The following is a 23,376-nucleotide window of genomic DNA, read 5'->3' on the forward strand; positions in this document are numbered from 1 at the left end:
TTAACGTCTCGTTAGCTCAGTCGGTAGAGCAACTGGCTTTTAACCAGTGGGTCATAAGTTCAAGTCTTATACGGGACACCATTTATTTTTATTATTAATCCCCGGGTGGCGGAATTGGTAGACGCACTGGACTTAAAATCCAGCGACTTTAAGCGGTCGTGCCGGTTCAAGTCCGGCCCCGGGGACCATTATTACGGACTTGATTAAAAAAGCACTTTATAAGTGCTTTTTTTATTTCTTTAATTTAACTTTAATTTAAATCTTTATAATATAAATATATAAAAACAAAAGGGAACAAAGCAATGAAAAATTTTTTAACTTTATTTGCAATTACAGGTCTAATTGCTTCTACAAGTACTATGGTAATATCGTGTGAAGAAAAAAATCCAAACATAGTAAAAATATATGATTACAATGGAAAACTTGTTGATAAAGTCGATAAGACTACTATTAAGGGATGATATTGTTTTGGAATACAATCTAACAATTCAAGCTATCTTATAATACGTTTTAAAAACGGAGAAGAAGAATCATTAAAGGAATATGGAGAATTAGCTGGAGAAGTGGATTGATGAAATATCTATTTATTCAAATTAATTTGAGATATAGATATAGAGCTTTAAAATTAATAATAAGCTTTGCAATAAATAAAAATCTTCTAAATTTAGAAGATTTTTATTTATTTATTTTTAAAACTATTAACTGAATAACTATTTATTAAATCATCTTGTTCAATTAAGTAGTTAAATTTATATGTGTTTGCTAGTTCTTCTCCTGGATCGGTACCTGGATCGGTTGGATCTGGTCCTTCTGGATCAGGTGTTTCTCCTCCACCAGTTGATTGCCCTTTATCGACTTTATCAATAAATACTGTTTCTTGATCGCTGTTATTCATTGCAATAATTAATGGTTCAAATAATTCATCAATTATTTTTTCTGTTCAACCTTGTTCTGATGAACCAAAACCAACTTCTCAAGAAACTAATTTACCATTTCTAATAATAATAAACATTGGTACTCCATTATTGTTATTAAAATAAGTCTTTACTTTCTTTTTAGATTCATTGTATGCAATTTTATCGTTTATTCCAGTATTTCCAAAAACTTTAGTTTTATAAATTTCAGTTACTTCTTCAATCATTCAATCTAAAATATTTTTACTTCATTTTTCATTGAATTTATTTTGAACTTCTTCTGTTTTGAATTCCCTAAAGTCTACTTTATTATTTAACTTTTCACCATAAGCTGTCATTGAATCTGGATAATTTGGTCCTTGATTAACAACTTTTTGTTCATAACTTGTATTTAGTTCATTCATTTTTGAATCAAATTTATCACTATAATCTTTTTTAGCATTATCAAAGTCCTTACAATGTGGACAATCATCTGCTCCCATATATAAGATAAATGACTCTTTATTATTAATTCAACCTTTAAATTCATTAAATTTTTTGTTTGAACTACAAGAAATAACAGCTAAAGTTGATGTTCCAACTAATGCTGTTGATGAAATTATATTAAGCAATTTTCTCACTTTTCTCACTCCTAAATTACTATTATTATTTTACACATATTTAAGCATTATTGCTTTATTTATTAAAAAAATCATAAAGATAAATATTTTTAAAAATTGGTATAATTTGGTTAATCTTAAATAAAAGATTTTTTAAGGAGAATATATGAAAGATAAATATATTGAATTTGCAGAAATTTTTAAAACTCTTGGAGATCCTACAAGGCTGCAAATAATAAATATGATCTGCGATTGTGGATGTAGTAAATGCGCACAAAATATTTTAGATAATTTAAATATAACACAACCAACATTAAGCTATCATATGAAGATGCTTGAAAAGGCGGGATTGATAACATCTTTTAAAGAAAAAAACTCTAAAATCTATAAAGTTAATAGTCAAGTTATTGACGAATTAAAACTGTTTGTTTCTGAAATTCAAGTTGAAAAAAGTTTACTATTTTGTTCAAATTGTAATGAAAAAAAATAGAGTTCTTTTTTACAAGAACTCTATCTTTTATTTTCCACATTGACAATTTGTACAAGTACATACTTCACAAGTACATAATGAATAAATTCCTAACATAGTGCCTCCTTAAGATAGTTATCTATATAGATAACTATCTATATAGATAATACTACATATAGCTCACAGTGCAACAATATTTTAAAAATCTAGTTTTTTAAATAGTTTTATTTTTAAATAAAATAAATGAAAATTTAAAAAAAACCAAGAATTAATGATTTTTTTTGGTATTATTAATTTGCTTATTATCTTAAAGACAGTACCAAAAGGAGGCTTAAGACTATGCGTGAAGGAGTTATTTTACGTTGTGCAACTTGTAAAGAAGAAAACTACATAGCAAAAAACGACAAAAGAAAAGAAAAGATTGAAGTTAAAAAACATTGCTTTAAATGTAATTCACACCAAGTTCATAAACAAAAAAAATAGGGATAGAAAATACTTTTTATAAGGTTTTTTCATCCCTTTTTTTGTATAGTTATATATAAGGAGTTATTAACTATGAAAAAAGACTTATTAAACAAAATTTTAAAAGAAACAGATGCAGATGCAATTTTATTATATTCACCTCAAAATAGATATTGATTTTCAAGATTTCATTCATCATTAGGATATATTTTATATACAAAGAATAAGTCTTACTTATTTGTAGATGGTAGATATATTACGGCTGCAGGAAACTCAAAGTTATTAATAAATATTGATGAAATAGTTGAATTTGGAAAATTGTATGACTTATTAAATAATAAAATTAAGGAAAATAATGTAAAAACCATTGTATATGAAAGTGATTGAGTTTTTGTCAAAGAAGCTCAAATTTTTCAAAAGCATTTAAAAGCAGAAGTTATTTCACATAATTTTGATGCAATAAGAATGGTTAAAGAAAAATGAGAAATTGATCAAATTAGAGAAGCTTGTGATATCACTCATAAAGTTTTTTTGGAAGTATTAGATTTTGTTAAACCAGGTATCAGTGAAAAACAATTAGCAAGATTTGTAAGTGATTCATTTTTAAAAAATGGAGCTGAGAAATTAAGTTTTGATACAATTGTGGCTAGTGGTGAAAATGGAAGTATGCCTCATGCAGTACCAACTGATAAAATAATTGCTGAAGGAGATTTTGTCACATTAGATATGGGATGTTACTATAATGGCTATTGTTCTGATCAAACAAGAACATTTGCTGTTGGAAATTCAAATAATGAAAAGTTAAAAGAAATCTATGAAATAGTTTATCAATCACAACAGTTAGGAATTGAAAGTATTAAACCAGGAATTAAGGGAAATGAAGTACATAAAATTTGTTATGACTATATAGAGTCTAAAGGTTATGGTCAATATTTTACTCACGGAACTGGTCATGGTTTAGGAATTGAAATTCACGAAGAGCCTTATAATTCAGTTGCAGGAGATAAAACTTTGCAAGAAGGTATGTGTGTAACTGTTGAACCAGGAATTTATATTCCTGGAATTGGGGGAGTAAGAATTGAAGATGATATCTTAGTTACAAAAACTGGTTATGAATTCTTAACAACACCATTGAGAGAATTACAAGTAGTTAAATAAAAAAGAGGGATATTCATTAAAAAATTAGAACATGTTGCTTTCATTTTAGATGGTAATGGAAGATGGGCAAAAGAAAAAAATAAGCAAAGAACTTATGGGCATAAAATTGGCATGGAAAATATTTATCCAACAATTTTGGATGCAAAAAACTATGGTATAAAATATGTTTCAATGTTTTGTTTTTCAACAGAAAATTGAAAAAGACCACAACAAGAAGTTAATTATTTAATGCAATTTCCATCTGAAATTTTTTCAAAAAAACAACAAGAAAAATATTTAAAAGAAGGTATTAAAGTTGTATGAATTGGTAGAAGAAATATAGTACCTGAAAAAACTCGAAAAGCTTTAGAAGAAATGGAAGAAAAAACTAAAGAGGCAAATCAAATTATTGTTCACATTGCTTTAGATTATGGTTCTTTTGAAGAGGTGGAAAATTGTTTTAAAATAGTGTTTAATGATATTAATAGTAAAAAATTATCAATTGAAGATTTTTCTATTAATACAGTTATAGATAATTTATATACAAAAAATGCTCCTCAAATAGATTTACTAATTAGAACTGGTGGGGAAAAAAGATTGAGTAATTTTATGTTACTTCAATTAGCTTATGCAGAACTATATTTTGTAGATACATATTGACCAGACTTTAAAAAAAACGATTTAAAATTAGCTATTGAAGAATATAATAATAGAAATAGGAGATTTGGGGTTATTCAAGATGAAAAAAAATAAAGATAAAAATGAGTTTGAAATGCCTGAAACAGTTGAAGTTACTCCAGATATAAATGGTGAAATTGGTAAAAATCGTTTCAAACTTCCATCTGCTAAACGTAATTTTAAAATAAGAGTTCTTTCAACAATAGTACTTTTAGCATTACTTTTAGGTTTTGTTGTTTCTGGAGCAATATATACTTCATTGAAAACTTATACAGATTTAAATGCTGAAGCTGCTTCATATACTTCAATCATTCTAACTATTGGTTTACTTTGAATATGTATGTTTGAAATGAATAAAACAATGGGATTTAAAAAATGATATTATCAAGTGCTAATGAATATGTTTGCTTCAGCAATATTTATTTTTCCTTTAAGTTTTCAAATGTATAATTTCTCATTCTACAGATCAATGAGTTTGGATACATGATTAAAAGCATGACAATTTCCACTTTTAGTTACAATTTATTTGATTGTGACAATTATAGTTGGATTTGCTGATAAGAAAATTGATGTTAAAAATGCTTTAATAAACTTTGTTATGACAATGGTTATAATTATGGGATTAAAAGCATTTTCAATTTCTTCTTTAGGATTAGTAGAAACAATTAATTCAGAAACTAATGAAGTTAAATTTAGTGCCAGATTCTCATTTGTTACAATTGTTTGAATTTGAATGATGATTATTTTAAGTGATTCATTCCAATATATTGGTGGAATGAGATTTGGAAAAACTAAATTAAGTCCAAATATAAGTCCTAAAAAAACTTGAGAGGGTGCTTTAATTGGACTTGGAGTTGCTGCAGGTTCTGGAATTATCTTTGCAATGATTTTTAAATTTGCACCACCACTACAAAACTTTCAACCATTAAGAGAACCAATGCAATCATTGGGTGGTCAATCAATTGCTCTTGAAATAATTGTTTATATCTTATTGGCAATTGTCTTTCCAATAATTGGATTGTTTGGAGATTTATTATTTTCATGAGTTAAAAGACAAGTTAACATTAAAGATTACTCAAACCTAATTCCAGGTCATGGTGGTGCTTTAGATCGAATGGATTCAATCTTATTTTCATTATTTATATTATTTATCTTTATTAGTAGTGTTGCCTAATTAAAGTGAAAAATATTGTATTATTTGGAGCTTCAGGAAATATTGGTCAACAATGCATAGAATTATTGCAAGAAAATAAAGATAAATTTAATTTAATAGCTTTGAGTGTTGGTGAAAATGATTCAAAAATTGAATCTTTTTTACTTTCTTTCCCAGCAATTAAAAAAGTATATTCAAAAAAGGAATTAAAATATTTAAAACTAAAATATCCAAAGGTTGATTTTTTAACAAATAATATTTTAGATATTTTTAGCAAGGATGATGAAATAATTATTAATGCTTTAAGTGGCTTTTATGGTTTACAAGTTACATTAAAAACAATTGAAAATAACTTAGTCTTATTAAATGCAAATAAAGAATCATTTGTTACTGCTGGAAACTTAATAAATAATATGTTAAAAAAAAGTGAGACAAAAATATATCCTTTAGATTCAGAACATTGTGCAATTTTTCAATGTCTAGAAAAAGAAAATCAAGCAAAAGTTTTATTTATAACAGCATCAGGGGGAAGTTTTAGAAACTTAACTTTACAAGAAACTAAAAAAGTAAGTTTAGCTAAAGCTCTAAAACATCCTAATTGAAATATGGGTTCAAAAATAACTATTGATAGTTCAACAATGTTTAATAAGGCTTTTGAAATCCTTGAAGCTTATCATTTATTTGGAATTAAAAACATTATAACTTTATTACATCCTCAATCAATAATTCATTCAATGGTTGGTTATAATGATGGGTCAATAAAAGCACAACTTTCGCTCCCTGATATGAAACAAGTGATAAATTATTTTTTACACTTTCCTAAAAAAAATTCATATTATAAGCAAAAAGAAATAGATTTTAATGATTTAATAAGATTAGATTTAAAAGAAATTGACCAAGATAGATTTAAACCAATTAAGTTTGCTTTACAGTGTTTGGAGTTAAATAATTCAAAATCAATTGCTTTAAATGCGGCAAATGAAATATGTGTTGAATACTTTTTAAAGGAAAAAATAAATTTCTATCAAATAACTGAAATAGTTGAAAAAATATTTAAGGAATGTGAAAATATTGAATTAATAAGTTATGAAGAAATACTAAAATATGACAAAATTATTAGAGAAAAAACAATTAAAAGAATTGAGGGATAAATATGAATGAAGTTAGTAGTGGAATGGTAGTTCTAGCTTTCTTTATAGGAATAGTGATTATGCTTTTACTAATTACTATTCATGAATTAGGACATTTAATTTTAGCTAAAGTTGCTAAAGCATATGTCTATGAATTTTCAATTGGATTTGGTCCTAGACTTTTTGTTATCAAAGGCAAGGAAACTTGAATCTCAATAAGAGCATTTCCTCTAGGGGGATATTGTTCAATTGCTTCAGATAAAAGTGATCCACCAAAAGATAGAGAAGATATTGTAGTTCCTGATGAGAGAAAATTAGATTATATTGCTAGATGAAAAAAAATGTTTTTTATTTTAGCAGGACCTGCTATGAATTTATTTGTGGCCTTACTTTTATTTACAACCATTTTTGCAGCGGTAGGTGCTAAAAAAAATGACATGACTTATTTTGGAGCAATTTATGATCAAAATAAAATAGCTGCGCAAGCTATTTTAGAAAATGAAACACAAACAGAAAATAATATTAATTATATCGGTCAAGAATATATCATTTGAGGATGAAAAATGACGGCAACAGAAGAAACAAAAGAAGTTATTCTTTTTGATAATATCTGTAGTGATTTAGAAAGTACAAGAGAATGTAATGCTAAAATAAATGAAGTTGATAATCAAAAAGCTGTCAGTTATACAAAGACAGTTTATAACTTCATTGATAATTTACCTCTTTCAAAAGATAAAGAGAATGTTAAAATTCAATTTATGTATAAAAAAGTTGATCCATATAGTGGAGTTGCTTTAAAAAATTATGAGCAGGGAAAATTGACACAATTAAAAGAATTTGAACCAGCAAGTAGTATTGGAATTAGTGCTCCAAGTAGAATTTATAAAACAACAGCTCAAGCATATGGTGCTGGTTGGGGTGAAACATTTAAGGCTTCTATTTCAATTTTAGAAGCATTTGGAAATATATTTACAGGTAAATTTTCAAATCTAGTAGGACCAGTTGGAGTTGCTAAACAAACAGCAACTTTACTTTCAAGTCCTGAACAGTTCTTTATTTATGTGGCTACAATTAGTGCAAATCTATTCATCTTAAACTTAATTTTCATACCACCACTTGATGGATATAGATTACTTGAAAATTTTATTGAGATGGTTATAAGAAAAGAGTTGCCAACAAAATATAAAGTAATTGTTAATGCAACGGGAGCTATTTTATTTTTAATATTGTTTATAATGATAACAATTAAAGATTTCATAGTATAAATATATAAAAGGGGGAAAAATAAATATGCATAAACAAATTAAGGATCTGTTTGATAGTTTAAACGTTTTTTTAAATTCAGATGAAGAAGCATATTTTGAGCAAGCCCATTTTTATAAAGAAGCTGAGTTTAGTCAAAGTGCAAATAAATTAAGAGTCTTTATTAAAATTAAAGATTTTTTACCAATTCATTTATTACATAAAATTGAAACTATTATGTTAATAAATACATTAGTTTCTACAAAATTAAATTTTTGAGTAGAAAATGAATTATACTCAAAGGAATTAATTTGAAACCATATTGAGTATGTAAAAGAACAAAAAGCAGAAGTAAAAACAGGTACTATTAAAATTCTTTCACCATCAAATGTTGATTATATAGAAGAACATAGAATGGTATTTTTTAATGTATCAAATGAAACTGAAAAATCACTTTTAGAAGAACATAAACAATATTATAAAAATAAATTATTAAAATATGGTTTTAGAGATATTGATTTAGAAATTAGAGTAAAAGAAAATTTAGAAAATGATGTTTTGGAATCAATTAGAGAAAAGTATCAAAAGGCAGCTGAATATATCCCAGATACTCAAAAAAGTAATTTTGAAACTCAAAGTCTCTCATCATCTGTAAAGTATAAATATAAATCAAATAATGATATTTTAAATACACCAACCTATGAATCAATAATTGATTTGGAAGAAGATGCTCAAAATGTAACAATTCATGGAGAAGTTATTTCTAAGAATATTAGAAAATCAAAAGCTGGAAGAAATGTTTATAATATTGCAATTACTGATGGAACCTCATCTGTAATGTGTATTTTCTTTCAAAGAAATAATGACCCAACTTTTTTTGATGAAATAACAGAAGAAACAAAAAGTAGTTTAATGGGCTTTGAAAACCAAATTATAAATAAGGGTGATTGAGTTTCATTTAATGGAAACTTCAATTATTCTTCTTTTGATAAAAGTTATATTTTTTATATTAGTAAATATAAAAAAATTGAGTCTAAAACAGTCTATAGAAAAGATGATGCAAAAGTTAAAAGAGTTGAACTTCACACTCATACAAAAATGTCAGTTATGGATGGTGTAAGTAGTGCCAAAGATTATATTGAGTGTGCAAAAAGATTTGGGTGAAAAGCAATTGCAATAACAGATCACTTAAATGTACAAACTTTCCCTGAGGCTTATTATTCTTTATTAAATGTTAATAAGGGAGTAAGCGACGAAGAAAAAATTAAATTAATATATGGAAGTGAACTTGTCATGTTAAATGATGAGTCATGAGTTGTAAAAAACCCAAAAGGTAAAAAGTTAAGAGAAGCTAAATTTGTTGTTTTCGACTTAGAAACAACTGGTCTTTCTCCAGAATTTGATGAGATCATTGAGTTTGGAGCTAATGTGTATGATTATGCAAAGGGAACTTCAAAAAAGTATGATATTTTTATTAAACCTAAAAAGTCTTTAAAAAAATTTACAACTGATTTAACTGGTATTACAACTGAAATGTTAGAAGATAAAAACTCAATTGAAGTTGAATTTAAAAATATAATGGATATTATTGAAGATGGTATTTTAGTTGCTCACAATGCCAATTTCGACTTTAATTTTTTACAAACATTTGCAAAAAAGCTTGGTTATGGAGAATTAAAAAATACAATTATAGATACATTGTCATTAGGAAGACTTTTACAACCAAGATTAAAAAATCATAGACTTGGAACTGTTGCAAAGGCTTATCAAATTCTTTATGATGAAAAAATTGCTCACCGTGCTGATTATGATGCAGAGGTTTTAACTAATATGTATGAGCATATGTGAACAGAGGCTAAAAAAATAACTCCAATTGATATTGACAGTGATTGAAATAAATTTAATAAAGATAAATATGAAAATGAAAACTTTAGAAGAACAAGAGGTTATCATATAAATGTTTTAGCAAAAAACCAAAAAGGTCTAAAGGATTTATATAAGTTAATTTCTCATTCGCATACTGAAAGTTTTTTAGGATCTCCAAAAGTCTTTCAATCAAAAATTTTAGAAGTTAGAAATGGAAATAATATTTTAATTGGAAGTGGTTGTGTTAATGGACTTGTTTTTGAAAATGCTAGAACAGGAACTTTTGAAATGTTAGAAAATGCTATACAATTTTTTGACTATATTGAAATTCAACCTTTAAGTGTGTATAAGAAATTAATTCAAACAGAAGATTTAACTAAGGAAGAATTAAAAAATATAATTCTTAAAATTATTGAAGTTGCAAAAAAACTAAATAAGCCAATAATTGCAACAAGTGATGCTCATTATGTAGAACCAAAACTTAAAAAAATTAGAGATATTTATATAAACACAAAAGGATTAGGTGGTGCTTATCATCCTCTTTATGACTTCAAACAAAGAGTTAAAGATAATCCAGATCAACATTTGAGAACAACAAAAGAAATGCTTGAAGAATTTAAGTGATTAGAAAATAGTGAACTAATTAATGAAATTGTTCTTGAAAATCCAAATAAAATTGCTGATATGATAGATGAAAATATAATTCCAATTAAAACAGGATCTTATCCTCCAAATATTGAAAACGTAGATAAATTATTAACAGACGAGTGTTATAAAAATGCAAAAATTCTTTATGGAGAAGAGTTACCTGAAATTGTAAAAGAAAGATTGGAAAAAGAGTTACTTTCAATTATTAAACATGGTTTTGCAGTTGTTTATTGAATTAGTCATTTACTTGTTAAAAAATCAAATGAAGATGGTTATTTAGTTGGAAGTCGTGGTTCTGTAGGAAGTTCATTTGTAGCAACAGTTGCACTTATTACAGAAGTTAATCCACTAAAGCCTCACTATAGATGCATAGAATGTAAATACTCTGATTTTAAGACCCCACAAGAAATTAAATGTGGTTATGATTTACCAGAAAGACAATGTCCAAAATGTAATACAAAATTATTAGGTGATGGTCATGATATTCCTTTTGAGACTTTCTTAGGTTTTGATGGGGATAAAGTTCCAGATATTGATTTAAATTTCTCAGGAGAGTATCAACCAATAGCTCATAATTTTACAAAAGAAATTTTTGGAGAAAATAATGTTTTTAGAGCAGGAACAATTTCTACTGTTGCTGAAAAAACAGCCTTTGGTTTTACAATGGGATATTTTGAAAAGCAAAATCTTGATTTTGATTTAATTAGAAGAGCAGAAATTGAACGATTAGCAGCTCTTTCTACTGGGGTTAAAAGAACAACAGGACAACATCCTGGGGGAATTATTATTCTACCAAAAGAATATGAAATTGAAGATTTTACCCCAGTAAATTATCCAGCAGATGATGAACAAAGTGATTGAAAAACAACTCATTTTGATTTCCATTCCATTCATGACAATTTACTAAAAATGGATATACTAGGTCACGTTGACCCAACAGCTTTAAGAATGCTTTATGATTTAACTGGTTTTGATCCAATTAAAGTTCCAACAGATGACAAGGCGGTTTATTCTTTATTTTCTGAACTTTCAGCTTTAAATATTGAAGCTAATTCACTTCTGGGTGAAACTACAGGAGCAATTGGACTTCCTGAATTTGGAACACAGTTTGTTAGAAATATGTTGAAAGAAACGAAACCAAAAAATTTTGCAGATTTAGTACAAATATCAGGATTAAGTCATGGAACAGATGTATATGTTGGAAATGCACAATCCCTAATTAAAGAGGGTGTAGCAAATATTTCTCAAGTTATTGGATGTCGAGATGACATTATGGTTTACTTAATGGCTAAAGGTTTAGATTCATCTACTTCTTTTAATATTATGGAAAGTGTTAGAAAGGGAAAAGGTCTTTCAAAGGAATGAATTAATCTTATGAAAGAAAATAATATTCCCGAGTGATACATTAATAGTTGTTTAAAAATAAAATATATGTTTCCAAAAGCTCATGCTACTGCATATGTTTTGATGGCTTATCGTGTTGCTTGATATAAAATCTATTATCCAGAAGAATACTATGCTGTTTGATTTTCAACAAGAGCTGATTTCTTTGATTTGGAAACAGTATTAAAAGGAAAAGAAGCAATTATTAAAACAATGGAAGATATTAAAAGTAGACAAAATAATAAGTTGCCTGTAACGGCAAAAGAAAATGCAATGTTAACAATTTTTGAAGTTGTCTTAGAGATGCTTGCCAGAGGAATAGAAATTACAAATATTGATTTTAATATTTCTGAGGGAGAAAGATTTGTTATTATAAAAAATGATGAGGGAAAAAAATTATTAGTACCTTCATTTAACGTAATTGATTCATTAGGTTTTGCTGTGGCAAATTCAATTGTAAATGCTCGAAGTGATAGACAAATAACAAGTGTTAATGATTTAAAATTGAGAACCCAAGTTACTCAAACTCAAATTGAAATTTTTAATAAATTAAAAATTACAGAAAAATTGAAAGATGATGAACAACTTTCATTTGACTTTTAAAATGAAAATCATTATCTTTTTTTATTTATTAACTTAAAATGCTATAAAATTAATTTATAAAAGAGGTAAATATGTCATTAGAGATTATTAAAAATAAATATTTAGAAAATATAAAAGAAATTCTTAAGGAGTGTGACTTTTTACTTTATGAACTTAATATTGTGAATGATTTTGACTCAAAAGTACTACAGATTCTAGTAGAAAATCAAGATATTAGTAAAAAAAATATGGATTTTGATTTATTAATAAAAGCTAATGAGAATATCTCAAACTTTTTGGACAATATTAAGGAATTAGATGATACATATATTTTGGAAGTAGCCAGTGCTGGTGCTGAAAGAAATGTTAAATCATTTGAAATATTAAAGCATAATATTGGTAGTTTCTTTTATTTAACAGTAAAAAAACCAATTGAAGTATTTACAGAATTTTCTGGAACTTTAACTGAAATTAAAGGAGAAGAATTACTGTTTAGTTTTTTTATTAAAGGAAGACCTAAAAAAGTTAGTTTAAAATGAACGGATATTGAATTTATAAGATTCGCTGTTAAATTTTAATTTAACTTTTTTTATTTTTTAAGCGATAAATTAAATGGTGATAAAATTGGAATATAAATTTTCAATACAAAAAAGTGAAAATGATTGTGGCATAGCAGTATCAACTATGTTAATAAATTATTATCATAGTAAAAATTTTGGAATTAAAGAAGTTAAATTTGATAATTCTTTAAGTGATGATATGTTGAGTTTATATGATATGGAGCAACTTTTAAATAATTATAATATTGAGATGACTTCCTATGCATGTAATTATGAAGAATTTAAAACTATAGAGATTACAAATCCAATAATTTTAAATGTTTTAAATAAAGAAAAAAATGAGCACTTTATAATTATTTATAAAAAAAGAAAAAATAATTATTTGGTTGCAGACTCCAATTTGAAAGATCTAAAGTGATTGAGTGAAGAGGAATTAGAACATAGTTATCAGGGTTTTTTATCTTTAACAAAACCATATAATAAAATAAAATTTAAATCAAAAACAATTTTGAATTGATTTACTTTTATTAAACAATTTAAAATAGAAATATTTATGTTATTTTTAATATCTATTCTTTTAAATTTACTGATTTTAATTACAAATAATTTTTTAAAGATATATATGGATAATATTGCAATAAAAAACAATCAAGGAATGAAAATCCTTTTTCTGATTTTTTTATTTGTTTTTATTATTCAAGTCTCAATTTCTTATTTTATAAATAAAATAATTTTTAGTATTAAAACAAAAGTAAGTAAAAATATATTTGTTCTATTTAAAAATAAAATGATAAATTTAGATATTGAAAAGTTTAACTCTAACTCTAAAGAGGAATGATTAAAAAAACTTGAGTATATCAATCTTTTATCTGATTTTATTGTTAAATCTAGTATTTCTTTTCCTTTGGGATTAACTCTTTTTTTAATGTCTTCCATTTTTCTAATTTTAATTTCTCCTCTAATATTAACTTTGGTTTTAATTCAAAATACAATATCTGTTTTTCTCTCTGTGCTCTTATTTTTTATTTTAAAAGAATATAAAATCAAAAAAGAAAGAGAATTAATTAATTTTTCTTATAGTTATAGAGAAATCTTGGATGGGTTTGAAGAAATAAAATATAAAAATATTGAAGAGGAAATAAAATCAATCAACTATAAAAACTTTAACTCTTCTGTAAAACAATCCAAAAATATTTTTAATTTAAATAATAAAGCAGAGTTAATTTTTTCCTTATTAAATAAAATATTTTTCTATTTAATATTTTATATTTCTATAATATATATAAATCAAAATAAATTTAGTGTAGCAGACTTGTTATTTTATACTTCAATAAGCTTTTATATAAATATTTTTTTCAACCAATTAACAAGTTACATAGTTGATATGCAAGAAATAATAATTGCAGATAAATCATTAAATTTTATTTTTTTAACTGAGAAAATTGAAAATGATTATATAGATATTAAGGAAATAAAAGCTATTGAAGCAAAAAGTTTATATAGTTATAAATCGGATAAATGTGCTTTAAATAATTTTAGTTTTAAATTTGATAAAAATACATTTGTTCATGGTAGAAGTGGAAGCGGGAAAACAACTCTGTTAAAAATACTATCGGGACATTTCAAAAAATATGAAGGAGAGGTGTTACTAAATAATACTGTTAACACTAATAAAATTAATATAAAAACTTATCAGAAGAAAAATATTTATTTAGGTCAATATGATTATTTATTTAAGGGAACAGTTTGAAATAATATTCAACAATTTAAAAATAAAATAAATTTAGATATACTAGAAAATTTTAAAATAATAGAAATATTAGAAAGAAATAATATAGATATAAATAAAAAAATTTATGATAATGGAATAAATCTTAGTAAAGGTCAAAGGCAAATTATTAATTTTCTAAGTTTATTTTTTACTAATAAAGATTTATATTTAATTGATGAACCTTTAAGTAATGTTGATAAACATACTGCCTATTACTTATTTAAGTTATTTATGGAGTTAAAAAAAAGTTCTTTAATAATTATGTGCGATCATGATATTGCATATTCTAAATATTTTGAAAGTAGAGTAGAGGTGATTTAATGAAAAAATATTTGAGAGTGCATTTTTCCTTATTATTTATACTAGTGATTTTTATTATCAGCTTAGTTTTATTAAAAAAACAACAAATATACACTGGTTCAATTTTTATTCAAGAATATATTAATGAAGATGGGACTATTAATGCTGATTTATATTTAATTAGCAATAATAGTTTGAATATAACTCTAATTGATTATATAATTTTAGAAACTAATCAAGGAAATATGTATGTTTATTCTTCTAATCTTGAGTATAGTAACTCTTTAATCAAGATAAACATAAATAATATAGGAAGTATAAAATATCCTTCAAATAATGTTTTAATATTTGGAGAAAAAATATCATTACTTTCTTATTTATTATCAAATGTTTTCTAAAAAAAGAGGAATTATTATGAAGGATTTATTGGAATTTAACTACAATACAGATGAGAATTTAAAAGGTTATGAAGTGCTTTTTAATAAATTATTAAAAGCTGCTAAACAAATATTAGATATTAATCAAAGTCTTAGTTTTTCAGTAAATTATATTGATGAAATTAAATCAAGACAACTTAATATGGAATATAGAGAAAAAGACTATGTAGGAGATGTAATTTCATTTCCTATTGATGATGATTTTGGTATATATAATCAACTAGATTTTAAAGAAGTGGGTGATATTTTTATAACATTTAGTGAAGCTAAAAATAAGGCATTAAAATATAAGCATAGTATTGAAGTTGAAATGGCTTGATTATTTGTTCATGGACTTTTACATATTTTAGGATATGATCATGAAATTAGCATAGAGGACGAAAAGGTTATGTTTGATTTAACAGATAGAATTTTAGATAAAGAAAATATCAAGTATAAAATGTCATTTTAATGGCATTTTTTTTAATGTAAAGTATAATAATAAAGCAGAAAAAGGTGTAATAATATGTCAAGAAAAAATGATATTAAAAAGAAATCAAAGGTTGGTACAAGAGTAAAAAATAAATTTGCAAATGCCGCTAGAGGTATTTTTACTGCTTTTAGAGAAGAGTCGACATTAATTGTCTATCTAATTATTGTTATTTTTGCAATTGGATTAGGGATTTGAGTTGGTTTAGATACAACTCAATGATCTATTGTTATTCTAACAATTGGAGTATTGACAGGTTTTGAATTCGTTAATACATCAATTGAAAACTTTGTAGATCTATTAAGTTTTGAATATAATATTCAAGCAAAAAAAATTAAAGATATTTGTGCAGCAGCTAGTATTATTAATGCACTATTATCTGTTGTTATTGGTTTTTTAATATATCTGCCAGCATTAATAACAACTATTGAAAACTTATTTAAGTAAAATGGAGAAAAAAGATGAATTTAAAAAAAGACGAAGTTTATGAAGAATTAAAGATATTAAGAAAAAATGCCTATGCACCTTATTCAAATTTTAGAGTAGCTTGTATTATTTATTTAAAAAATGGTCAAAAAATAAAAGGCGTTAATGTTGAAAATGCAGCTTATAATCCTTCAATTTGTGCTGAAAGAACTGCTTTACCGCAAATGATAACTCAAGGCTATAATAAAAATGATGTTGAATTAATAGCACTTTATACAGATTCGGAGGGATTTGGCTCTCCATGTGGAACTTGTAGACAAACTCTTTCTGAATTACTTTTAGAAAATCAGACAATATGGGTTTATAATAAAAAAGAATTTATTAATTCATATAGTGTTAAAGATTTTTTACCATATGCTTTTTCAAGTACAAATATTGGTTAAGAATCTTAAATTAATTTAATGAAAAATAAAAACTATGTATAACAGACATTAAAGTAGGATTATAGTTTTTTTAATATTTATATAAAAAATAATAATAAGGGAGGGTATTAGTATGTTTTATAGAAATAATGATTTTTGAAATGAAAAGGGAGCAGAATACATATCTTCTTATCTAAACTTAATAAAAATTGAAAATTCAAAAGAGGAAATCTTTGAATTACTTGTAGAAAACGATTATACTGATGAAGAATTATTAGAAGAATTTGATGTTGAATTTTTAAATCACATTAAAGCTTGAGAAGTAGTTAGAAAAATGGTTTTAAAAATTAGAGAATATGAAGAAAGTTTCAAAAAAAGATTTGATGAATTAATTCTTGAGGAACTAATAGAAATATATGAATATTTGGATCCAAGTAAAAAATACTCTTATATGTTTAAAGGTGAAAATGATAAGAGTAAAGAGTTTTTAAAAAAATTAAAGAAAATTATTGAAAAACTAAGTATTGTTGAAACTTTCGATTCTGTATTAGAGTATTTATTAGCTGCAGCATTCGACTTAACTTCACATCAATTTCTTGGTGAAAAAACATTTTTATATTTTTTCTGATTGTTTCAAGCTGCAATGATTTCTAGAAATCATGGAATTGCTGTCTTTGAAGAAAAATATGAATTAGATAGAATCTTAGAATTAAGTGAACAAATTGTAATTTATGCAAGACAAAATAAATCAAGAAATTTCTCATATTGTTCAGAATTTAGAGAATTTGTATCTTTATGTAGAGATAAAATTGACATTTTTTCTAATTATGAAAGACATAAATACGAGTAAAAACTGTAAATAAAATGGTAGGACTATAAACTATAATCTATTAAAAAATTTTTTAATAGATTATAGTTTTTTTATATTTCTAAAAATTTCCAATATATATTAAAATAATGGAAATTTTATGATTAAATAGATTTGAAGTCTAGAGCTTCTGAAAGAGGGAAAAAGTGGAAAAATTATAGAGAAAAATTTTTATTACATTTAATTGAATATTTACAGACTATATAGAAAGAGAATACTTATGACTAAAAATAATTATGATATTTGTATAATTGGTGCTGGAATTATTGGAGCGTCAATTGCAAGAGAACTATCTAAATTTAAGCAGAGGGTTATAATTTTAGAAGCCAATGCTTCTTTTGGTTTAGAAACTACCACAGGAAACTCAGGATTAATTCATGGAGGTTTTGATCCAACTCCTGGAAAATTAAATGCAAAGTTAAACTTACTTGGACGAAAGAGATATAAAGAAAATTGATTTAAGGAATTAGATTTTAATCATAAGCCTGTTAACTCGCTAGTTTTGACTTTTAATAAGGAAGAAGAAAAACACCTTGATATGTTAATGGAAGGTGGTTTTAAAAATGGATGTACAAAAGAAGAAATAACTTTAATTAATAAAAAAGAGATTCAATTACTTGAACCATCTATAAGCAAAGAAGTAACAAAAGCTTTATTATGTACTAGTTCTTTTATTATTAATCCAGTGGAATTAACTGGTGTACTTCTAAAAAATGCTAAAAAGAATGGAGTGGATGTTAAATTTAATCAAAAAGTTATTTCTATTAAGTATGAAAATAATATTTTTGATATATCATCTGAAAATGCAAATTATAAGGCGAAGATTATTATAAACTGTGCAGGACATTTTGCTGATAAAATATCAGCTCTAAGTGGTTATAATGATTTTCAACTCTCAACTAAAAGAGGTGAATATATAGTTTTGAAAAAAACTAAAGAAAATCAAGTTAACAATGTTTTATTTATGGTTCCAACAATTCATGGTAAGGGTGTAATTGTTGCTAAAACATTGGAAGGAAATTTACTAGTAGGACCAACATCTGAAGATAATGTTGCTAAAGAAGATATTAACTTAATAACTGAAGAGAAATTTAATCAAATAAAGGAAATAGGTAAAAAAATAATACCTTCTTTGGATATGTCAAAAATCATTTCTAGATTTGCAGGATCTAGACCTATTTATAAAGAAACAGATGATTTTTATATTCAGTATGCAAAATTTAATAATAAGTTTATAAATGTGGCTGGAACAAAAAGTCCAGGTATTTCTTGTGCTCCATCAATTGCTGATTATGTAATTGATATGGTTAAAGAGCAAATGAATTTGGAACTAAAATTAAATTGAGATAAATATGAAAAAAATATTTTATTTTAATAATGAGGGAAATAATTTTTATTATTCAACTTTAATATAAAGAGTCTCTTTAATGTATATTAAAAAATATTTAATAATACATTAATAATTTTTTAGTGTAATTTACTAACAAAAAATGAATTATTATAAATATTTCATAACTTTATATGAAAGGAAAAATATAATGGAAAAATATATTGTAACTTTAGATGAAGGAACAACTAGTGCAAGAACTTTGGTTGTCAATAAAAATGGTGAAATAGTAGCTTCAAATCAAAAGGAGTTTTCTCAAATTTACCCTCAAGAAGGATGAGTTGAGCAAGATGCGGTTGAAATCTGAAATACACAAAGAACTACATTAGTCTCTGCATTAAATTCAAAAGATATTGCTCCTGAACAAATTGAAGCAATAGGAATTACAAATCAAAGAGAAACAGTAGTGGTTTGGGATAAAAATACGGGTAATCCAATTTATAATGCTATAGTTTGACAAGATAGAAGAACAGATAAGTTTTGTATTGAATTGGCAAAAACTCATAAGGATATAATTAAAGAAAAAACTGGATTAGTAATTGATGCTTATTTTTCAGCAAGTAAAGTAAAATGAATTTTAGATAATGTAAAAGATGCAAAACAAAAGGCATTAAATAATGAATTATATTTTGGAAATATTAATACATGACTTATTTGAAAACTTACTGGTGGAAAGGAGTTTTATACTGATCATACAAATGCTTCAAGAACAATGCTTTATAATATTTCAACTCATGAATGAGATGAAGATTTATTAAAATTATTTGATATACCTTTAAGTATGTTACCTAAAATAAAAGGTAATAGTGAGGTTTATGGTTATACATTTCCTGAACTACTATCTAAAAACTCAAATCATAAAATAGCAATTGCATCTTCAATTGGTGATCAACAATCTGCTTTATTTGGTCAAATGTGCTTAGAATCTGGTGATATTAAAGTTACATTTGGTACTGGAGCATTTATTCTAATGAATACTGGTGATAAAAAAATTGACTCAAAAAATGGATTATTAACAGTAATTGGTTATTCAATTAATAATAAATTTACTTATGGTTTAGAAGGATCAGTAATGATGGCAGGCGCTACTTTACAATGATTAAGAGATGATTTAAGAATAATATATAAAACACAATTAAGTGAGTGATATTCAGAACAAGTTAATGATGATAGACAAGTTTATTTTGTTCCAAGTTTTTCAGGTTTGGGTTCTCCATATTGAGATCCTTATTCAAGAGGAGCTATATTTGGTCTTGATAGAGGTGTCAAAAAAGAACATATTATAAAAGCAGCTCTTGAATCAATTGCATTTCAAACAAATGATGTTTTAGAAGCAATGAGAGATGATTCAAAAATAAATATAAAAAGTATTAAAGTCGATGGTGGAGCTTCAAAAAATAATTACTTAATTCAATTCCAATCTGATATTTCAGAATCCGAGTTAATTAGACCTAAAAATGTAGAAACTACAGCAATGGGAGCTGCATATTTGGCTGGCCTTGCTGTGGGCTATTGAAAGGACATTGATGATATTAGAGAAAAATGAAAAGTAGATAAAAAAGTTGAACCAAAAAGAGATTCTTCAAAATTAATTAAAGGGTGAAAAGAAGCAGTTTCAAGAACTAGAAATTGATTAAAAGATATTAACAATTAGAAATTTAAATAGAGTACTTAGCAAATATAAAATTTATTCTTAAGAAAGGATTAAAATATGAATTGATCTGTATTGATATTAACAGAACTATTTGGTACGGCATTACTAATTATTTTAGGTAATGGTATTGTAGCCAATGTAGTTCTAAAAGGAACTAAAGGTAATAATAGTGGATTTTTAGCTATAACTGTAGGATGGGCATTAGCTGTGTTAACAGCGGCCTTAATTGCTAACGCTTTTGGAGGAGTAGCACATTTTAACCCAGCTGTCACAATTGCCATTGCTATTTCTGATAAAAGTAAGAACTTAGGTTTTGGAGGTTATGTTGGACTTTCGCCAGTTGCACTATTCTTTTTAGTAATTTTAATTCAATTTATAGGAGCTATGATCGGTCAGTTAATTGTTAATTTTGTTTATTATAAACATATTAAAAATACTTTAAATTCACTTAAAGTTGAAGACCAATCAAATGTACTTGCTATGCATGCAACAATTCCAACTGAAAGAAACCCATTATTTAATTTTGCTATGGAGTTTTTAGGAACAACAGTTTTAATAGTTGCTATATTGTCTTTTGGAAAATTTGCAAATGGAAATGGATTGCCAAACTATTTTGCACCGATATTAGTTGGAACAACAATATTAGCAGTGGGGTTATCACTAGGGGGAACAACTGGTTATGCCATTAATCCCTTTAGAGATTTAGCTCCAAGAGTTGTTCATTCATTAATGCCCTTTAATAATAAAGGAACATCAGATTGAAAATATAGTTGAGTGCCAGTATTAGCACCGTTATTAGCTGGAGTTACAGTAGGATTGTTATTTTTAATATAATTTATTAAAAATGTTAGTAATTGTCTTTTAAATTTTTTTAAAAAACTTACTATAAGAAAATATATGTAATAAAACTAGGTTTTTACCTAGTTTTTTTATATAATTTTATAAGATTAAAGGGAGAAAAAAGATGATCAGATTAGATACAATAGTAACTGATGTTTTAGCTGCAATTGGCTTATTTATAATAGTATTTTCTCCTTTGATATTTTCTAAAATTCAAAGAAAAATTTTGAATCAAAGATTACATACATCAATTGATGGTGAAAAACTATTTGAAAAGCTTAAATATGATCTTAAGTTATCAAAACTAACAGGAATTAATAAAAAAAGACTTTACAAAGATATTGATTATGCAAAGACTATTTTTAGAGGAGCTATGGAATATAACTCAAGAGAATTAGTTTGATATTTTAATGAATTATATGCAAAAACATACATTCACAAAACTATTAAGAAAAAGGCTGTAATTTATACATGAGTTTGAATAGTAACTATTGGAGTTATTATGGGAGGTTCATATTTAGATATTCTTTCATGACTATTTGATATGAAAAAACTTAATTCTTCATCAGGGATTGTATCAATTTGAATATTATTTTTTTGTGCCATGGGATTTAGTATCTTTATTAAATATCTAGAATTTTTTAAGGTAAAGAAAGTTATAAATGATGAAGTTAGACAAATAAATTTAACTAAGAAGGAAAAAGTTTGAAAAGACTATTTAATAATTTATTGAGTATCTTGTGCAGTTCCTTTTATTGGTTTTGCATTAATTTTAATAAATATTTTATTTATGTAATTATTTTTTTAGAGAAAAGGTGGTGAAAATATGAAAAAGACTGATTTACTAATTAGAGGAAAATTAGGAGAAATTATTACAAAGAGATTTCTAAAATCAAAGCATGTTAAAATGGTTTCTGAAGGGGATTATATTGCAAGATTAAGAGCTTGTTGTAAAGTAATCTACAGTATTCCAATTCAAGCAATCTGAATTGGCTTTTTCTTTTATGCACGTATTATTGTTCAAAAACATGTTGCAAATACACCATCAATACCCGAAAGTGAACTGTGATTGTATACTGATCAAATTAATGTTTTAAATACTTTTATTTTGATTCAATCATATCATCTCTTTATAATGGCTTGTGTTTTAATCGTTATGCTTAATATGACCATGTCTCGAGGCACTTCGATATTTACAGCAATATTTAATGTTTTGTATATATCTGAAGCACTTCTTTATGGTAGTTTCTTATTCATTCTTGATTGAGTTGGTTTACTTCATAAATTTCAAAGTCCACAAGAATTATTAATGGCAATAAGAACTCAATGATTATGAGTTATTGCAATATTTATTGCAGTCTTTTCTTGATTACCTTTAAAATCAGTTTTTGCAGATGTAAATATGTGAAATAGAGAATGAATTAGAGTTGATCGTTATAGAAAAACTGAAGATAGAGAAAATGGGTTTGTATTTAAAACTTGAGTAACACCTGGAGAAATTAGTGCAAGAAGATTAATGATCTCAACAGGGTGGTATCTAATATTTACAGCAAGTATTTTTCACTTAATGGATATATTTGCAAATACACAATTTAATACTGTAAAATATGTTTTATTAGTTGCAGGTTATATTATCTTTTTATCCGCCTATGTAGTACCATATAATAGTTTAAGTTTAATTTTTTATTGAACCAACTTTATATTCTTATTTTCTTTTACAGTTTATGGCTTATATATGGTTCAAAATGTAGCATGACAATGAACAATGTGATATTTATACTTATATCTATTATTAATAATCCCTTGTATAATTTCGTTTAAATCAGCTGTAAGATATACTTGAACAATTAAAGACAAAGAAGAAATTAAGGCAGTTGTTTTAAATATGTTTGAAAGTGAGAGTGCCTTTGAACAATTTATAGAAGAACGCGATAGTAAAGAAGTAGTTAAACAATCAGAAGATACACTTTAGGAGACAA

21 protein-coding genes, 2 tRNA genes and 1 pseudogene are annotated in these 23,376 nt (G+C 25.5%); 23 read left to right on the plus strand and 1 reads right to left on the minus strand.

Features of this window, described 5'->3' with window-relative positions:
* Window positions 1-5 precede the first annotated feature (5 nt).
* From AACL04_RS00605 to AACL04_RS00615, 3 genes are all read left to right on the plus strand, one after another.
* Window positions 6-81, plus strand: a tRNA-Lys gene (locus AACL04_RS00605).
* A gap of 18 nt (window positions 82-99) precedes the next feature.
* A tRNA-Leu gene (locus tag AACL04_RS00610) sits at window positions 100-188 on the plus strand.
* A 114-nt stretch (window positions 189-302) separates the two neighbouring features.
* On the plus strand, window positions 303-623 hold the full coding sequence (locus AACL04_RS00615; protein WP_339030449.1) for a hypothetical protein: 321 nt from the start codon (window positions 303-305) through the stop codon (window positions 621-623).
* A gap of 56 nt (window positions 624-679) precedes the next feature.
* Here AACL04_RS00615 and AACL04_RS00620 read toward each other — a convergent pair whose 3' ends face one another.
* A complete protein-coding gene (locus AACL04_RS00620) occupies window positions 680-1,534 on the minus strand; it encodes a lipoprotein (protein ID WP_339030451.1) in 855 nt (284 codons plus the stop codon).
* Window positions 1,535-1,679: 145 nt separating this feature from the next.
* Between AACL04_RS00620 and AACL04_RS00625 the strand changes: the two genes are divergently transcribed.
* From AACL04_RS00625 to AACL04_RS00720, 20 genes and pseudogenes are all read left to right on the plus strand, one after another.
* Window positions 1,680-2,003, plus strand: a complete 324-nt coding sequence (locus AACL04_RS00625) for a metalloregulator ArsR/SmtB family transcription factor (protein ID WP_339030453.1) — start codon at window positions 1,680-1,682, stop codon at window positions 2,001-2,003.
* Between the two features lie 318 nt (window positions 2,004-2,321).
* Complete coding sequence (rpmG, locus tag AACL04_RS00630) at window positions 2,322-2,465, plus strand: 50S ribosomal protein L33 (RefSeq protein ID WP_053946403.1); 144 nt, start codon at window positions 2,322-2,324, stop codon at window positions 2,463-2,465.
* A 72-nt stretch (window positions 2,466-2,537) separates the two neighbouring features.
* Window positions 2,538-3,602, plus strand: coding sequence for an aminopeptidase P family protein (locus AACL04_RS00635; protein ID WP_339030456.1), 1,065 nt, complete (start codon window positions 2,538-2,540; stop codon window positions 3,600-3,602).
* A 45-nt stretch (window positions 3,603-3,647) separates the two neighbouring features.
* A pseudogene (uppS, locus tag AACL04_RS00640) lies at window positions 3,648-4,250 on the plus strand (polyprenyl diphosphate synthase); the annotation flags it as partial.
* 478 nt (window positions 4,251-4,728) lie between these two features.
* On the plus strand, window positions 4,729-5,433 hold the full coding sequence (locus tag AACL04_RS05505) for a phosphatidate cytidylyltransferase (protein ID WP_422397904.1): 705 nt from the start codon (window positions 4,729-4,731) through the stop codon (window positions 5,431-5,433).
* 5 nt (window positions 5,434-5,438) lie between these two features.
* Window positions 5,439-6,563, plus strand: a complete 1,125-nt coding sequence (gene dxr, locus AACL04_RS00650; protein WP_339030460.1) for a 1-deoxy-D-xylulose-5-phosphate reductoisomerase — start codon at window positions 5,439-5,441, stop codon at window positions 6,561-6,563.
* Between the two features lie 2 nt (window positions 6,564-6,565).
* Entirely contained in the window at window positions 6,566-7,807 is a 1,242-nt protein-coding gene (rseP, locus tag AACL04_RS00655; RefSeq protein WP_339030462.1) for an RIP metalloprotease RseP, read from the plus strand.
* Window positions 7,808-7,832: 25 nt separating this feature from the next.
* Window positions 7,833-12,284 (plus strand): PolC-type DNA polymerase III, encoded by a 4,452-nt coding sequence (locus AACL04_RS00660; RefSeq protein ID WP_339030464.1) that lies wholly within the window; start codon window positions 7,833-7,835, stop codon window positions 12,282-12,284.
* A 71-nt stretch (window positions 12,285-12,355) separates the two neighbouring features.
* Window positions 12,356-12,841 carry a hypothetical protein gene (locus tag AACL04_RS00665; RefSeq protein WP_339030466.1) on the plus strand — a complete coding sequence of 162 codons (486 nt, stop codon included), beginning with the start codon at window positions 12,356-12,358 and terminating at the stop codon, window positions 12,839-12,841.
* A 46-nt stretch (window positions 12,842-12,887) separates the two neighbouring features.
* Window positions 12,888-14,915, plus strand: a complete 2,028-nt coding sequence (locus AACL04_RS00670) for an ATP-binding cassette domain-containing protein (protein ID WP_422397905.1) — start codon at window positions 12,888-12,890, stop codon at window positions 14,913-14,915.
* Window positions 14,915-15,292 (plus strand): hypothetical protein, encoded by a 378-nt coding sequence (locus tag AACL04_RS00675; RefSeq protein WP_339030468.1) that lies wholly within the window; start codon window positions 14,915-14,917, stop codon window positions 15,290-15,292. Before AACL04_RS00670 ends, AACL04_RS00675 begins: the two co-directional genes overlap by 1 nt.
* A gap of 16 nt (window positions 15,293-15,308) precedes the next feature.
* Complete coding sequence (ybeY, locus tag AACL04_RS00680) at window positions 15,309-15,782, plus strand: rRNA maturation RNase YbeY (RefSeq protein WP_339030469.1); 474 nt, start codon at window positions 15,309-15,311, stop codon at window positions 15,780-15,782.
* 54 nt (window positions 15,783-15,836) lie between these two features.
* Window positions 15,837-16,247 carry a diacylglycerol kinase family protein gene (locus AACL04_RS00685; RefSeq protein WP_339030471.1) on the plus strand — a complete coding sequence of 137 codons (411 nt, stop codon included), beginning with the start codon at window positions 15,837-15,839 and terminating at the stop codon, window positions 16,245-16,247.
* A 14-nt stretch (window positions 16,248-16,261) separates the two neighbouring features.
* The gene (gene cdd, locus AACL04_RS00690) at window positions 16,262-16,669 is read left to right on the plus strand and encodes a cytidine deaminase (protein ID WP_339030473.1); all 408 of its coding nucleotides are present in this window, start codon (window positions 16,262-16,264) and stop codon (window positions 16,667-16,669) included.
* Window positions 16,670-16,781: 112 nt separating this feature from the next.
* Window positions 16,782-17,498, plus strand: a complete 717-nt coding sequence (locus tag AACL04_RS00695; RefSeq protein WP_339030477.1) for a hypothetical protein — start codon at window positions 16,782-16,784, stop codon at window positions 17,496-17,498.
* A gap of 238 nt (window positions 17,499-17,736) precedes the next feature.
* Entirely contained in the window at window positions 17,737-18,891 is a 1,155-nt protein-coding gene (gene glpO / locus AACL04_RS00700) for a type 2 glycerol-3-phosphate oxidase (RefSeq protein ID WP_339030479.1), read from the plus strand.
* 163 nt (window positions 18,892-19,054) lie between these two features.
* The gene (gene glpK, locus AACL04_RS00705; RefSeq protein WP_339030481.1) at window positions 19,055-20,557 is read left to right on the plus strand and encodes a glycerol kinase GlpK; all 1,503 of its coding nucleotides are present in this window, start codon (window positions 19,055-19,057) and stop codon (window positions 20,555-20,557) included.
* Window positions 20,558-20,614: 57 nt separating this feature from the next.
* Window positions 20,615-21,391, plus strand: a complete 777-nt coding sequence (locus AACL04_RS00710) for an MIP/aquaporin family protein (RefSeq protein WP_339030483.1) — start codon at window positions 20,615-20,617, stop codon at window positions 21,389-21,391.
* A 130-nt stretch (window positions 21,392-21,521) separates the two neighbouring features.
* Window positions 21,522-22,193 (plus strand): hypothetical protein, encoded by a 672-nt coding sequence (locus AACL04_RS00715; RefSeq protein WP_339030485.1) that lies wholly within the window; start codon window positions 21,522-21,524, stop codon window positions 22,191-22,193.
* A 30-nt stretch (window positions 22,194-22,223) separates the two neighbouring features.
* Entirely contained in the window at window positions 22,224-23,369 is a 1,146-nt protein-coding gene (locus AACL04_RS00720) for a hypothetical protein (RefSeq protein WP_339030487.1), read from the plus strand.
* Window positions 23,370-23,376 lie beyond the last annotated feature (7 nt).

It is taken from the genome of Spiroplasma endosymbiont of Cantharis nigra, assembly GCF_964019925.1.
GTDB lineage: Bacteria > Bacillota_I > Bacilli_A > Mycoplasmatales > Mycoplasmataceae > Spiroplasma_A.